Source organism: Prevotella illustrans (assembly GCF_017426725.1).
Classification (GTDB): domain Bacteria; phylum Bacteroidota; class Bacteroidia; order Bacteroidales; family Bacteroidaceae; genus Prevotella; species Prevotella illustrans.
Genome location: NZ_JAERMS010000012.1, coordinates 52,383 through 67,471 on the forward strand (window position 1 = coordinate 52,383; position 15,089 = coordinate 67,471).

Annotated in this window: 15 protein-coding genes and 2 tRNA genes; 5 read left to right on the forward strand and 12 right to left on the reverse strand. The window is 50.7% G+C overall.

Annotated elements, in window-relative coordinates:
• Positions 1–5: 5 nt before the first annotated feature.
• The 7 genes from JHU38_RS05695 to JHU38_RS05725 all read right to left on the reverse strand — a co-directional run bounded on the left by JHU38_RS05695 (position 6) and on the right by JHU38_RS05725 (position 5,183).
• Positions 6–197, reverse strand: a complete 192-nt coding sequence (locus tag JHU38_RS05695; RefSeq protein WP_107581658.1) for a PspC domain-containing protein — start codon at positions 195–197, stop codon at positions 6–8.
• Between the two features lie 74 nt (positions 198–271).
• Positions 272–1,513, reverse strand: coding sequence for an argininosuccinate synthase (locus JHU38_RS05700; RefSeq protein ID WP_107582357.1), 1,242 nt, complete (start codon positions 1,511–1,513; stop codon positions 272–274).
• 41 nt (positions 1,514–1,554) lie between these two features.
• Entirely contained in the window at positions 1,555–2,175 is a 621-nt protein-coding gene (locus JHU38_RS05705) for a GNAT family N-acetyltransferase (protein ID WP_107581657.1), read from the reverse strand.
• A gap of 16 nt (positions 2,176–2,191) precedes the next feature.
• On the reverse strand, positions 2,192–2,668 hold the full coding sequence (argR, locus tag JHU38_RS05710) for an arginine repressor (protein ID WP_107581656.1): 477 nt from the start codon (positions 2,666–2,668) through the stop codon (positions 2,192–2,194).
• Positions 2,669–2,702: 34 nt separating this feature from the next.
• Entirely contained in the window at positions 2,703–3,113 is a 411-nt protein-coding gene (locus JHU38_RS05715) for a hypothetical protein (RefSeq protein ID WP_146156997.1), read from the reverse strand.
• Positions 3,114–3,207: 94 nt separating this feature from the next.
• Positions 3,208–4,083 carry an alpha/beta hydrolase family esterase gene (locus tag JHU38_RS05720; RefSeq protein WP_158267290.1) on the reverse strand — a complete coding sequence of 292 codons (876 nt, stop codon included), beginning with the start codon at positions 4,081–4,083 and terminating at the stop codon, positions 3,208–3,210.
• A gap of 17 nt (positions 4,084–4,100) precedes the next feature.
• Positions 4,101–5,183, reverse strand: a complete 1,083-nt coding sequence (locus JHU38_RS05725; RefSeq protein WP_107582356.1) for a phosphotransferase enzyme family protein — start codon at positions 5,181–5,183, stop codon at positions 4,101–4,103.
• A 264-nt stretch (positions 5,184–5,447) separates the two neighbouring features.
• Here JHU38_RS05725 and JHU38_RS05730 point away from each other — a divergent pair, with 264 nt between their 5' ends.
• From JHU38_RS05730 to JHU38_RS05745, 4 genes are all read left to right on the forward strand, one after another.
• Positions 5,448–5,942: an RNA polymerase sigma factor gene (locus JHU38_RS05730; RefSeq protein ID WP_107581653.1), complete on the forward strand. Its 495-nt coding sequence runs from the start codon at positions 5,448–5,450 to the stop codon at positions 5,940–5,942.
• A 2-nt stretch (positions 5,943–5,944) separates the two neighbouring features.
• Positions 5,945–6,571: a FecR domain-containing protein gene (locus tag JHU38_RS05735; protein WP_146156995.1), complete on the forward strand. Its 627-nt coding sequence runs from the start codon at positions 5,945–5,947 to the stop codon at positions 6,569–6,571.
• 16 nt (positions 6,572–6,587) lie between these two features.
• Positions 6,588–9,158 (forward strand): TonB-dependent receptor, encoded by a 2,571-nt coding sequence (locus JHU38_RS05740; protein WP_146156994.1) that lies wholly within the window; start codon positions 6,588–6,590, stop codon positions 9,156–9,158.
• A gap of 336 nt (positions 9,159–9,494) precedes the next feature.
• Positions 9,495–9,749 carry a DUF5053 domain-containing protein gene (locus JHU38_RS05745; protein WP_107582355.1) on the forward strand — a complete coding sequence of 85 codons (255 nt, stop codon included), beginning with the start codon at positions 9,495–9,497 and terminating at the stop codon, positions 9,747–9,749.
• A 739-nt stretch (positions 9,750–10,488) separates the two neighbouring features.
• Here JHU38_RS05745 and JHU38_RS05750 read toward each other — a convergent pair.
• A tRNA-Pro gene (locus JHU38_RS05750) sits at positions 10,489–10,561 on the reverse strand.
• 148 nt (positions 10,562–10,709) lie between these two features.
• Between JHU38_RS05750 and JHU38_RS05755 the strand changes: the two genes are divergently transcribed.
• Positions 10,710–10,782: transfer RNA gene (locus JHU38_RS05755), tRNA-Phe, on the forward strand.
• Positions 10,783–10,930: 148 nt separating this feature from the next.
• On the opposite strand, the gene JHU38_RS05760 is transcribed toward JHU38_RS05755, so the two are convergent.
• From JHU38_RS05760 to efp, 4 genes are all read right to left on the reverse strand, one after another.
• Positions 10,931–12,253 (reverse strand): UDP-N-acetylmuramoyl-tripeptide--D-alanyl-D-alanine ligase, encoded by a 1,323-nt coding sequence (locus JHU38_RS05760; protein ID WP_107581650.1) that lies wholly within the window; start codon positions 12,251–12,253, stop codon positions 10,931–10,933.
• Between the two features lie 54 nt (positions 12,254–12,307).
• A complete protein-coding gene (gene radC / locus JHU38_RS05765) occupies positions 12,308–12,994 on the reverse strand; it encodes a RadC family protein (protein WP_107581649.1) in 687 nt (228 codons plus the stop codon).
• A gap of 30 nt (positions 12,995–13,024) precedes the next feature.
• Positions 13,025–14,074 carry a glycosyltransferase gene (locus JHU38_RS05770; RefSeq protein ID WP_107581648.1) on the reverse strand — a complete coding sequence of 350 codons (1,050 nt, stop codon included), beginning with the start codon at positions 14,072–14,074 and terminating at the stop codon, positions 13,025–13,027.
• 270 nt (positions 14,075–14,344) lie between these two features.
• On the reverse strand, positions 14,345–14,911 hold the full coding sequence (gene efp, locus JHU38_RS05775) for an elongation factor P (protein WP_107581647.1): 567 nt from the start codon (positions 14,909–14,911) through the stop codon (positions 14,345–14,347).
• Positions 14,912–15,089: the final 178 nt, after the last annotated feature.

The window sequence follows — 15,089 nt, forward strand, 5'->3', positions numbered from 1 at the left end:
ATGTTTTATTGTTTGGGCATGACAATCCACAGGAAAATGTAAATCAGAATACCCGGAAAGCCTGCGCTGAATACCGTTAGCAACACATAGGCTAAGCGCAAGATGGCCGGATCCCAATCCAAATATTCGGCAATACCGCCTAAAATACCCGCAACCCACTTGTCATTCGTTGATCTTAATAATTTCTTTCCAGTCATATCTATATTCTTTAAAGGTTATTGTTGCATGTTAGACGTCGGCAATAACCGGATAGTTGCATAGCGTTCGCGCTTTATCGCTGCTCGTCGGGGTGCATGCCGTAGAACATGCGGAGGGGCGTAGAGCTCACTTTGATGAAGCCCTTGGCATCGTCGGTCGTCCATCCGTGCTGCATTTCGCCATATTCGCCGAGCTTTGACCGTGTCAGATCGTCGGGCGAATCGATGCCAACCGTTTGGAATCCGTAAGGATAGAGGCGCAGGATGGCTGTGCCGTTCACGTGGCGCTGACTGCTCGTAAGCATTGCTTCGATGTCGGGCATGACAGGTTCCATGTATTGACTTTCGTGCAGGAACATGCCATACCAGTTTGCCACCTGGTCTTTCCAATACTGTTGCCACTTACTGAGCGTACTCTTTTCGAGCAGTCGGTGAGCTTCGATAATGAGTTTTGGCGCCGCCGCCTCAAAGCCCACACGACCTTTGATGCCGATAATCGTGTCGCCCACGTTGCAATCGCGGCCAATGGCGTAGGCACTCCCTATCTCTTCGATGCGCTGAATGGCCTTCACCTTGTCGGTAAACGGCTCATCGTTCACGGCCACAATCTCTCCTTTCTCGAAAGTGATGCGCAAATCAGTCGGCTCTTCCCGTGTTAAGTGTTTCAGATAAGCCTCTTCGGGAAGTCCCTGTGTAGGGTCGAGCAGCTCGCCACCACAGATACTCGTGCCCCAGATACCTACATTGTAGCTGTATTTCAGTTTGGTGAAGTCCGCGTAGAATCCATGCGCGTTCAGATAGTCTGTTTCTTCCTGACGGCTGAGCGCGTGATCACGGGTCAGCGTGATAATCTTCACGCCCGGCACCATCACGAGAAACGTCATGTCGAAGCGTATCTGGTCATTGCCGGCACCCGTAGAACCATGGGCAATAGCTTCGGCGCCAATCTCCTTGGCGTAGCGGGCTATGGCGATAGCCTGAAAAATACGCTCGCTGCTCACGGAGATGGGGTAGCAGTTGTTGCGCATGACGTTGCCGAAAATCATGTATTTCAGGCTCTTTTCGTAGTATTCCCGCGTCACGTCGAGCGTTACATACTTCACCGCCCCCAACTTATAGGCGTTTTCCTCATTCACTTTCAGTTGCTCGGCGCTGAAACCGCCCGTGTTGGCACAGGCCGCATAGACCTCCCATCCCTCTTCTTTCAGTTTCATGACGGTGTAGGACGTGTCCAGTCCGCCCGAGTAGGCTACGACTACTTTGTCTGCCCCTTCCTTCGGGTGGGGAGCTGCTGCCACTTGATGGTTCTTAGTCATTTGCTTCTCCATTTCATGTTTGTTGATCTGTTGATAATTTGTTACGGATAGCGCTCCTTTTCCTTCGGGGCGGGGGCTTCCATTCTTCTGATTCTCTCCATGACCTCTGCCGGAATCTTGGCCGGCAGGTGGTCCTCGGGGTCGAAGAGCATGGCGGTGCAGATACAATAGTGTCGGTCGGTGCGCCGCAGCACGTCCACATTGCAACAGCTTTCGCAGCCACGCCAGAAAGCCTCGTCGTCAGTCAGGTCGCTGAAGGTCACGGGATGATAGCCCAGCCGCGTGTTCATCTTCATGACGGCCGACCCGCTGGTCAGCGAGAATATCTTGGCATGGGGCCAACGCTTGCGAGCCAGCGTGAAAGTCATGTCCTTGATGCGCTTGGCCACGCCCTGTCCTCTGAACTCAGGATGCACGATGAGGCCCGATGTGGTAACGTATTCCTTGTTGCCCCACGTCTCGATGTAGCTGAATCCCGCAAACCGGTCGCCCGAGAGAGCTATGACGGCTTTGGCTTCCCTGATTTTGGTGAGCAGGTATCCGTGGGTACGCTTGGCGATACCTGTGCCACGCACTTGCGCCGCCTCTTCGATCGCCTTGAGAATCGTGTCCACGAACTTTTCATGCGACGCGTCCGCCACCATCACTTTTATCTCTTCCATCCTCTTTGGCGCTTCTTTAGAATATCGAGTCGACAGCTTTGGTTATGGCCCGGGTCAGCTCTTCCAGATTGGCATACTCCCTGACGACGATAAAGATTGTGTCGTCGCCGGCGATCGTCCCCAGTATGTTCGGTATGTCGCTGTTGTCTATGTTGTAGGCTATACTGCTGGCATAGCCCGGACGGGTCTTGATGACCCCCATGTTGCCCGAGTATTGTACGGACAGAAATCCCGAGTTACGAGTCATCTCCGTGGCCGAGAGCGGCTTGTGCACACGTCGATACATCGTTTCGTTGGGCAAAACGTAGACATATTTGCCGTTCATGCTGGCAGCCTTGGCCACTTTCAGCTGTTTCATGTCGCGACTCAATGTGGCCTGGGTCAGTGTGAAGCCTTCCTTCTTGAGTTCCCGAAGCACTTCTTCCTGGCTGCAAAGCTCTTTGCTGGAAATCAACATTTTCAACGTCTCGATTCTGCTGGTCTTAATTTTCATTTGGCTGTATATTTATTCGTTACAGGCTACAAAACTATGTATATTTACAGAAACAACCAAATATTATTGCATATTTTAATTGAACATGCAGTTTTTCGGGCGCTGAATACGTATATCTATACGTCTTAAAAGGATTTCCGCGCGCGTTTTTTATCAAATAAAACGTCGTGGTAAAATCCGACGCGCATTTTTTTATCAAATGAAACGTCACGGTAAAATCCGACGCGCATTTTTTATCAAATAGAACGACTTTGTTAATTTTCGCGCGCGTTTTTAAACGGCAGGACATGGCGCGAGCCGCAGGGACGTGATTTATCACGCCGCGCCGCTGCATTCGGTTCTTGTCGCCGCGTGGGATTTCTTCGTCAGAATCTCGGCGTGGGTATGTTTGACGGGCAATCATCATTCCTGCCTGATCGGCAAAAGGCGGAACGTGATGAATCACATTCCGCCTCAATAAATCATGCGTTAAAACACCGCTGATTTTAGAAAAGACTTTTTCTCGAACCGGCGTATTTGTCTACTCGTAGTTCGTCAACTCAGCGAAGATACTTCGTAAAGAACTTCCATATCTCTTCACCGGTATTGATATCGGCTTGGTGCCAGCTATGGCGAGCGCCCTCAATCTCGTAGAACCAGACGTCACAACCGTCGTCTCCGCCGGTGTATCGGCGAATGGTTACACTGTGGCCGTTGTCCGGTGTCAATCCGTTACGCTTCTCTATCGTCTCGACGGTGCAACGATTGTGAGCCACCATCGCATTTACGGCCATCGCCACAGGCAGATACTTGCCCCAGCCGTCAGCATTCTTAATGTCGCCACCGAAGCGTGATGTGGGATCGGCCGTCCCGTGAATCTCCATAAAAGGCACCCGACGTTGCGGCGCCGCTCCCTTGTAAATCCATTCCATCAGCTGTCCCGACACCGAAGCCAAAGCCTTAAAAGTTGTCTGATTCCTGTAAGCCGACAGATAACAGATATCACCACCGTTCGACATGCCGGTCAGAAACGTGTTTTGCCGACTGAGATTGTACTTTCGTTGCACATGGGCCGCCAACTTACACAAATCGGCCACGTCGTCTTCCTTCCATCCTTCTTGCTGCGGATAGCCCACGTTCCAGCCGCGCTTGCCTTTCGGATCGCGCAGACCGTCGGGCACACAGAGCGCGAAGCCGTGGGTCTTTGCCGCGTCGCGCATGTAGGTTTTCTTCTTCAGATAAGTGCTGCCATAACCATGCAGCACAACCACCAACGGCGCGTCGGCCTGTATGCCCTGCGGAATAACCATCTTGAAATAGCGCATGTGCCCATTGATCCTGGCCGAATCGAGCCGTTCCTCCTGTGCCGACGCAACGCCGCTCATGCCTGCCGCCATCAAGAGCAGCAAGAGTCCTTGCCTCAAGAAATGCTTCATTGCCATCAAACTGTTTTTCAAGACACGAAAGCCTCCATCGCCGGCATCTTCTCCATGACATCATCAAAGAGTTTCAGCTGGTTTTTGGCACGGTTGAGATTATGTTCGGGGTATTGAATCTTATAGTAAGTGTCGCCATTCAGGTAGTCGGCCAGGAATCTGACGGCTTGCATGAAGGGGAACATTGCGGCGGCCCAAGGCAGATGACGAATCTCGACATCGGTCAAAAATGAGCCGGCCGACTCCAAATAACCTTCGGCGAAGGCCTTGAATATCTCCATATTAAAGCCCACGTGGCTCAAGTCAGGATCTTCTTCGGTCGTGAAATTGGCGGCTGTGCGCATGAAATCGCCAAAGTCTGAGAACACATAACTCGGCATGACCGTATCGAGGTCGATGACGCAGAGCACCGTTCCGTCTTCATCAAAAAGCATATTGTTCACCTTCGTATCGCAGTGGCATAAACGCTTGGGTAGTTTTCCCGCCCGATGCAGCTCCTCGGCAAAGCACATTTTTTCGGCATGTTCCTCGATCTTGTCCAACAATGGCCGAACCTCCACTACCCTTCCACGTACATCTGCCTCAACAGCCTCTTTCAACTGCCGCAAACGGAAGCCCATGTTATGAAAGTCCGGTATAGTCTCGCCTAACTCTTCGGGCACGTCTACCAGCATAGCCTCAAAATTACCAAAGGCCTGTCCTGCATAGCGAGAGCTTTCGGGCGTCACGCTGTCTACCGTCTTCGAACGTGGAATAAATACCGACAGGCGCCAATAGCGTTGCTTGTCGTCCATCACATACGTCTTACCGTCGGTTGTTTCCACAAATCGAAGCACCTTACGGTCGAGATCGGCCTCTCCCCGAGCTTCGAGTTTCTGCCGGATATGACGCGTTACCACCTCGATGTTGTGCTGCAACAATGCCACGTCCTTGAACACGGCGTGATTGATGCGCTGCAAAACATAGTCGGGGCAGTCGGCCTCCTGTGTTGTAATTTTAAAAGTGTCGTTGATCAGTCCGTTGCCCAACGGTTCTATTCGGGCAACTGTTCCCTCCATACGAAAAGCCCGGAGGATGGTTTTTACTTCTGCGTATTCCATGTTGCTAAAAATAAAAATAGAAATAGGTTGATGTATCTCTGCAAAGATACGATTATCCCGGCGCACGACAAAAAGCAGATCGTAAAGATTCATAACTATTGTTACAAACGGGCTAAATTGCCCTTTGTTTTCACACTCTTTATGTTTTCGTTTCTCAAAGCGCGGCAATGGTTTTCGTGTTTTTCTGATATTTTTGCAGCAGCATATTAAAAAGTGAAGTAATAAAGGTTAGGAAAAGCCATTTTCATGTGTATCTGAAGTGTTATGATGCAAAAAGCAAGAATAGAACAGCTGTTTCGAAGTCATTACCGAGACATGTATCGACTGGCCATGATACTGCTCCACGATGACGCTGAAAGCAAAGACGCCGTCAGCGAGGTCTTCGCCCAACTGACGACGAGAGAGGACGACTTAGAGGCGGGAAAGGAACGTGCTTTCCTGATGACGGGTGTCCGCAACCGGTGCCTCAACGTCATCCGAAACCGCAACATACAGCAGAGAGCGCGAAAGCTGTATTTACCGGAAGCGGAAAACGACATTCGCTCCGTGGAGGTCATGGAGGAAGAACTCGCTAAAATCAACGAGCTGATTGCCACGGTTCTGACCGAACAAGACCGCAACATTCTGTTGCTTCACTATCGGTCGAAACTCAAATACAGGGAAATAGCCCGGCAGGAAGGTATCAGCGAGGTGGCTGTCTACAAACATCTACGCAAAGCTATCGAAACGATTCGTAATCACTTTAAACCGAACAAATGAAAATGGAAAAGATAGAACAACTCATACAGATGATGGAGCAACCCGAAAAATACTCGGAAGCCCAATGGAGCGATATTCTCCGCGACGAGGAATGTCGCGCTTACTATCAGCTGATGTCGAAGACCGACAGCGCGCTGGAGCATAAAGACGTCACCGACGAAACCATCGAGCGGGAATGGCGTAAGTTCGAACACGAGCACTACGGACTGTCGCACGGTCTGAGACGACGTAAGATGGCTGCCGCATTCATCGGCTTTGCCCTGATTTCGGGTATCGCTTTCGCGGCCATCAAGGGCGGATGGTTCTCAAGTCGCCACGACACGCCACAACGATCGGTGGTCCAATCGAAGACACCTTCGCCCGGCCCCACAAGGGAAAAGGCCGATACGCTCACGCGGAAGACCGCCCCTACCATCAAAATATATGACAATGCCACGCTACGGAGCATTCTCGAGGACATGGCCCGGTATTATCGGATAGAGGTAAACTTCAAGAACGCGAAGGCCGCCGACCTGCGACTGTTCTATCAATGGGACCGAAACTGCGGCATAGAGACCGTAGCGGAACAATTAAATAACTTCGAACAGCTCCACATCATTCTTGTCAACCGGCAACTCGTCGTAGAATAATCCGTCAATAAAAATAATGAAAAAACTATATATCCTCTTATTGGCCGTCTGCCTGCCGGCAGTGGCTGTCGCGCAGAAAATCAACCACGACTTCAATCAAGTGTCCCTGTCGGACGCCCTGCGCTATATCATCATCCACCAACGGCAATACAACATCAGTTTCATCTATAATGAGTTGGAAGACTTTCGTGTCACGACCAGCGTACGTAATCAGAACGTGCCCGAAGCCATCAACCAACTGATAGGCTTCTACCCCGTCAGCGCAAAGGTAAAGAGAAACGTCATCGACGAGGAAGGCAATCGCATGCCTGACGAAATCTATGTGGAATGCGTTCAGAAAGAGCGTCGGAAAGTCATCGGCAAGGTTGTCGACACCGACGGACAGCCGATGGGATTTGTCAACGTCTCGCTGCTCAACGTTGATGATTCCACCTTCGTCAATGGCGGTGTGAGCACGGAGGCGGGCGACTTCGTCATTCCCTGTGCCGAACAGGACTTGCTGATCAAACTGTCATACGTGGGTTACAAGACCGTTATCCGCCGTATCGCCGGCTTTCACGTGGGCACCATCACCATGCGTCCTAATGCCTACAACATCAAAGGCGTGACCGTGAGGGGCCATCACAAGACGGATTATGTAGACCATTCTACCTACACTTTCAGCGCCGAACAGATTAGGAACGCCCGCCAGAGCCAGGAACTGATTGCCACACTGCCCGGCCTTCGCGTCGATCCCATGACCAATAAGATTGCTACCTTTTCAGACAAGCCGCTGAAAATCCTTATCAATGGTGTGGAAGCCACCGACAACGATCTGAAGAGTATCGAACCCGACAAGATCAAGAACGTGGAATACTACACCGTCCCGCCGGCTCGCTACACAGACGTGGGCACGCTCATCAACATCCATACTCGCCGGTTGGACAACGGTTACGCCGTAGGCTTCGACACGGGGCAGGCCATCAACCGCGGATTCAACAACACCAACATGTATGCCAAGTACACCAAGGGCAAGTCACAGTTCTCCTTCGACTACACTCTGAACTATCGCAATGCCGCCAACTGCAAGGAAGAGAACACCTACCGCATGACTGAAGATACGAAAACGGCCACCTATACCTATTATGGAGATTACCACTTCGGCTATGCCAATCAGAACTTCAACCTGAAATATCTCTACAGCATCAACGACAGCATCGCGTTTCAGGCCCGCTTCACACCCAATATCTTCACTTGGTTTTGGCGCGACCGCTTCGATATCAAGGCCATGGGAAACGACCTGTGGCGCAACGGACACAGTCTGCAAGACAGGACCATCAGGAGTTTTGGACCGTCGCTCGACCTCTATTTCAGCCATAAGCTGAAGAATGGACAGCTGCTTGTGGCCGACGTTGTGGGCACTTACTTCCACAATAAGCAGGGCAACGACAACCATCAGTTCGATGAAAACAACGCTGAACTGCTCAACGACAACATGCGCCAACGCAACAATAAGTATTCCGTCATAGGCGAAGTGGTCTATACCAAGGACTGGGGAAAGCGGCAGTTCTCGGCCGGCTACAAGGCCACGCTGGCTAAGTCGGACTTCGAGATCAGTAACGTGCTGTCCGCTTACTCTTCCTACAGCTACCATGCCACCAACGACAACCACTATACCTACGCGCAGTTGGGTGGTGGTCTGGGCAAACTGAGCTATCGGCTGAGTCTCGGCGCCACCTATATCCACACCAGTAACGACGACACCCGATACAACAAGCTCTACTTCACGCCTCAACTATTGCTGAGTTATCCTGTCAAGAGCGGTCAGTTCACCTTACGATTCGCTTCCGAAGCTGTATTGCCCGGCATCTCGCAATTAAGCAACAATTCCACCATTGAGATTCCCGGACTCCATAGGCGCGGCAATCCCATGCTTCGAAGTGGCAATGACAAGACCATACAACTTAGTTACAGTCTGAACAATCCTTACATATACCTTTGGACGACTCTGGGCTACAACCATATCTCCGATCCTATTAACCAATATTTCCAATGGGAGAATGTCAACGGACAGCGCATCATCGTCCGCTCACCGCTGAACGGCGACTATCAGACCACTGTAGGTGGCAACTGTCAGATACGAATAAAGCCCTTTAAGAGCGACCTCCTTGCCATCGAGGCTCAAGGCGGATTCTGGAAACAGACGGAAAAAAACGCATACATGGGCAAGCACCATCATAACTACACGCCCTTTTACATCTACATGACCTCTCGATGGAAAGATTTCGGCGCCAACCTCTATTGGAGACGTGCGAGCATGTCCCTTAACGGTTCCTACCTGCAGTCGGACGAAAATTCTTGCGACGCGAAATTCTTCTATCAGCACAAGCAGCTGCGGCTATCGGTCGTCTGCGTCTTTCCCTTCACCACACCGACCTACAAGACCCAGACGCTCGACAACAACATTCTGTCCTATCTTCATGTGAACAAGATTCCGAGCCAGCGCAGCATGATTACTTTAGGCGTAAGCTACAACCTCTTTTCGGGTAAACAGAAGAACATCCGCAAGCAGATTGACAACTACGACGGCGACAAGGGTACCTTCTGAGGGATATGTTCAAGATATAAAAACCGTCTTACTACATTTTTTTATAGTAAACATTTGATTAATACGATTTTTTGTAGTACCTTTGTGTTGTCAAAGGAAAACAATGAGGCATGAAAGAAAAGAAAGAACTGATGGAGGTTACACCTGAAGAACGGGAACTTCTCGAAAGAATGAGAAATTACAATCGTTCTTTTCCAAATGGCTATCCACGACTCCTGTGGGACTTACAAGAGCTCTTCGACAAGATGGTCCGACAGTCATACGAATGAAGACCAAACCTTTCCTTCGCAAAGGAAGAAGTAAAACAAAAAGTTAAACCCTATAAACACAATGACAATGGAAACAGTTATGACAACCCCGGTAGTGGTTACCGATATGAAACGCAAGGTACAGGATATTCTGATGTCGGTTTCCTGGCGTGATTTCTCTAATACCTACTTTCAGAAATCTTCCTCTTGGTTCTACCACAAGATGGATGGCATAGACGGCAATGGGGGAGCTGGCGGATTTAATCAGCAAGAAGCCGAACAGATGCGTGGTGCGCTTATAGACCTATCTAACCGCATTCGACGTGCTGCAGAAAACATTTAGGCGAGGTTCTCATTGACCTTCAAGACAAAAGCCGCCCTTCGCCTATGGGTGCAAGTTAGCCTCTCGCTCCGGCGAGGGGCTTTTTTTGTTACGCAGTGTATGTTTTTATTGCGCCAGTTCATTAAATTAAATTACATTTCACGCTTCTTATTTCCCACTTAGCTTTATGTCTTTCTTGGCCGCTTGCGGCCTTTGATAGCTTATCTTTTTGCACTTCACCCCTTTTCAGTTAGTTCTCCCTCCCTTTGGGAACCGAAGGTCGCTGTTCGCGGAGCGAGGTAAAGCAATGGCCGGGGTAGGTTTTCTTATGTCTTTACCCTGAATAATCTTTACATATACCATCAAAAAAGTGGCATTATTCTGAAAAAGAAAAGACTTGGACGGAAATAAACGATTTTTGAGCAAGTTTATAAAACGCTGGTTATCAATACATTGTACTTTTAAGGGTGTTTTCTCTTCGCTTTTTTACCCTTCATAGCCATGCTTTCAGGCCGTAATCGCGGCCTTTTCATCGGCCAAAAGCTATGCTTTGGCCGTGTAATCGCTATGCTTTGAGCCGATAAAAGCATAGCTTTGGGCATAAAAGGGCATCAAAATCGGCAAAGTGAAGGCCTTTTTCGGCGTGCCGGCACTTAGATGATGTGTTGCAGAAGTGTTAAAATAATGCGATTTTTTCTAACAAAATCACGAAGTCAGAATTGAAAAGAGCAGACTGAAAATCTTCAATCTGCTCTTTATGTCGGGATGACCGGATTCGAACTGGCGACCCCTACGTCCCGAACGTAGTGCGCTACCAACTGCGCTACATCCCGATTGCAACACGACTGTCAGTGCGCTGAAGTCTTATTGCGGGTGCAAAGGTAAGCTATTTTTTGCATATAGGAACATTTTATTTGAAAAAAATTTGCTTATAACGTATAAAAACTCTATCTTTGCACCGCTTTAAGGAAGTAAATACATGGTGCCATAGCTCAGTTGGTAGAGCAAAGGACTGAAAATCCTTGTGTCCCCGGTTCGATTCCTGGTGGTACCACTCCTCCTTTCATTATGCCGTTCACGTCTCTTCGGAGTGTGAGCGGCTTTATTTTTATTGATACAAACAAAGACAAGGACTCCGGACAAGCGGCTATCGGCATAGCGACTTGTCCGGAGTCCTTTTATACCCATGAATCCCCAAACGCTTACAGCACTTCGGGCAACTGAAAGAGGCGAATGCCATTACTACCTTTTATTAATATATAGTAACCTTGGGGCCGGTGGACACGAATGGCCGCCTTCACCTCATCCACGTTGTTGAATTTCCGATAATCGGTTGTGGTCTTGGCAAATTCTTCGCCTACGAGCCACACCTCGCCGAAGCCTTCCTGCCGGAGCTTGTCCACCACTTTCTGATGTTCCGTTTCCGACACTTCGCCCAACTCACGCATATCACCCAGGATGACCATTTTCTTCTCCTCGTTCATCAATTTGAAGTTATCAATGGCGGCATTCATGCTCGACGGATTGGCATTGTAGGCGTCGACGATCAGGCGATTATGCTCCGTCACGATGAGCTGGCTGCGGTTGTTGGTAGGCTCATACTGCTCTAAGGCCTGACTGATGAGCGCGGGCTCCACTCCGAAATAAAGCCCCACGGCAATGGCGGCCAGCATATTGTCGATGTTATAGGCGCCGATGAGCCGTGTCCGCACCTCGTACTCGGCTGACGAGGGACACTGCGGTTCCACGGCGTGCCACGCAAACCGAAGGAAAGGATCGCACGCCACCACCCTACCATTGACGGCATACTCGTCACCTTGGCTCTGTCCATAGCTCACCACGCGCTCAAACTCCCGCTGACGGGCCATTTCCATCAAGTCGGCATTATCTTCATTGAGGAAAAGCGTACAGTCGTGGGCCTTCAGGAAGTCGTAGAGTTCGCCCTTTGTACGCTTCACACCCTCGAAACTGCCGAAGCCCTGCAGATGAGCACGCCCCACATTGGTAATCAGTCCACAGGTGGGCTCCACATAATCCACCAGCTTCCGGATGTCGCCGGGATGGCTGGCGCCCATCTCCACCACGGCAATCTCGTGGCCGGCGGTGAGCCGCATAAGCGTCTTGGGCACGCCCACGTCATTGTTGAAGTTGCCCTCGGTGTGCATCACGTTGTACTTTCTGGCCAGAACGGCCGAAATCAGTTCCTTGGTCGTGGTCTTGCCGTTGGTGCCGGTAATCCCGATAACGGGAATATTGAACTGCCGACGGTGCTCACGGGCCAATTCCTTAAAGGTAGTAAGCACGTCATCTACAAGGATATAGCGGTTGTCACCGGCCACGGCATATTCCCGTTCGTCGACGACGGCGTAGCCGCAACCCTGCCGCAGGGCGGCGGCGGCGAACTTGTTGCCGTCGAACGACTCACCTTTGAGGGCAAGGAAGATGCTGCCTGCCGGACAGTCGCGACTATCGGTGGTAATCACGGGGTGTTGCAGATAGAGCGTATAAAGTTGATGTATATTCATTTGCTTAATCGTTTAAATCCAATATATCCAAGACAGATAGAATAAGGAGAAGCGTTATAGCCTCCCCTCTTCGTGATAGGAATAGTAGCGGCCGTCGGTGATGATCACATGATCGAGCAGATAGACGCGCATAAGTTCGGCCGCCTTCTTGACGCGCTGCGTCAGCGTGTCGTCCATGTGGCTGGGGCGTGCGTTGCCGCTGGGATGGTTGTGGCAGAGAGCCAGCACGGTGGCATTGGAAAGAATTGCCTCGCGCATGATGACACGCACGTCGACGGCCGTCTCGCTCAGTCCGCCATGACTCACGCAGAGCGACTTGATGAGCTTGAAGTTCCGGTTCATGAGCAATATCCACGCTTCTTCCACGTCTAAGTCCTGCATGCGTGGGTGCATATAGTTGTAAATGGCCGTGGCTGATCCCAGGTCGGCACGCTCTTCGGGACGCTCCATGGTCCGCCGCTTGCCCAGTTCGCAGGCCGCCAAGATGGTGATCGCCTTGGCAGGACCCACGCCATTATATTGCTGGAGCTGTCGAATGGTGAGCTTGCCCAGCGTATTGAGATTGTTGTTGCAGTCGTTCATCACCCGTTTCATCAGGTCGACGGCGCTCTCCCGGGGCGATCCCGACCCAATAAGGATAGCCAACAGTTCGGCATTGCTCAGGGCCGAGGCGCCCAGCCGTTCCATCTTCTCGCGGGGGCGATCTTCTTCGGCCCAATGGTTGATGGTCAGTTTTTCCATAACACGGAGGAAATAAAGTTCAGCCGGCGGCTATTGATAGAAGTTCTTGCTATAGGCCTGAAACTCATCTTGCCCGCGTACGCAACGCTTCCACCAGGCTTCGAGGAAGCCGCAGCCATAGCCTAATAGCTGAATGAAGGCCGAAGCAATGCTCAACAGACCAATCCTACAGCTGTCGTTACGCTGCGTAGCGTCGACGAAGATGAGCAGACTATAGACCACGAGAGGCGCGAGAGCCAACAGGCTGACGGCTATCCCCAACGCTTGCCGCATGCCGGCAGGCAAGGCGAAAAAGAGAACGACACCCGACAGAAAGGCCAAGGCCAGCAAGACGCAGCCCACCGTAAACACCATGGGCAGCAGATGAACCGGCTTGAGGCTATCGGGATATTTCTTATAGAGGTTGACGCGCGCGATACCGCTGTTGTAAACTTGCCGCCAGAACTTGCGGAAGTCGGTACGACGCTTGTGCCACACCCAGGCATCGGGGAAGAGACGGCAGCGGCAACCGGCCTTGAAGATGCGGATGGAGAAGTCGATATCCTCGCCAAAGCGCATCTTACCGAAGCCTCCTAGTCGCATGTAGACATCGCGACGAATGCCCATATTGAACGAGCGGGGATAGAATTTGTCAAGTTTCTTCTTACCGCCACGAATACCGCCCGTGGTGAAGAAGCTCGTCATGGAATAGGAAATGGCTTTCTGCACGTCGGTAAACGACGCGTGGGCACGGTCGGGACCACCGAAGGCGTCGGTCGGTTCACGCCGCAACTCGTCATCAACAACCTTGAAATAGTCAGCGGGCAGCACCACGTCGCTGTCGAGCACGATGAGATACTCGCCCCGGGCGCGTTCGGCTCCGTAGTTGCGACTTTGACCGGGACCGCTGTTGGGCTTGTCAAAATATTTCAAGTCGAGTCGGTCGGCATATTTGTCGCAGACCGAACGACAGGTGACCGACGAACCATCCTCGACAACGATCACTTCGAAGTCTTGCAACGACTGACGGGTGAGGCTTTCGAGCAACTCATCCACCTCGTCGGGACGATTAAAAACAGGGACGATAACGGAGTATTTCATGGGCAACTGATAATCTGTGGAATGACTTTGAAAACGCCATCAGCGGCATAGCGGAAACAGGGCACAAACCCCTCGTTTCCAAAAGCACTGCTTTTAGCCGCTAAAAGGGCTGCTTTGACACGCTAAAAGCACTGCTTTGACAAGGTAAAAGGGCTGCTTTTAGAAACCCAAAGGGCTGCTTTTACAAATCAAGCGTAAAAAAGGTATTGGGTGATGGCAGCCGACCCAAATGGTCTGCGTTACCATCACCCAATGCGAATTGTATCTAAATTATTCCTTTATGCGGCTCAGATAGCTGCCGTCGCGCGTGTCAACCTGAATCAAGTCGCCCTCATTGATGAAGAGGGGCACACGCACTTCAACACCGGTTTCGAGCGTTGCGGGCTTGGTAGCGTTGGTAGCGGTGTCGCCTTTGATACCCGGCTCACTATGCGTAACGCGAAGATTGGTCTTGACAGGCATTTCGGCGGAGAGAATCGTGCCGTCGGATGTATCCGTTACGATGTCTACGATGTCGCTTTCCTTCATGAATTCCACGCCGGTAATCTGTTCTTTGGCAATTGGAATCTGCTCGAAAGTCTCCTGGTTCATGAAGATATAACCTGTCGGATCTTCGTAGAGATACTGATAAGGGCGGTGCTCCACGCGCACGTCATCCAACTTGAAGCCTACCTGGAATGTACGTTCGAGCACACGGCCGTCAGCAACATTCTTCAGTTTAGTGTTCATTACGGTGTTACCTTTTCCGGGTTTACGGTGCTGAAAGTCAATACATCTCCAAATACCGCCATCCATACGGATGCAAGTTCCAATTTTAATTTCCTGTGAATTGATCATTTTTATCTTGAAAAAAATTATTATTCTACAACAATCGTTAGAATCCGGCTGCAAAGTTACGGTAAAATGGGAACAATACCAATAGTGTCCTAAATAATTTTTGTGAAAACGCATATAAAGTTGCATCAAATCATATGATTTGACGTATTTTGTTCCAACGTTAAACAGCACATACCCC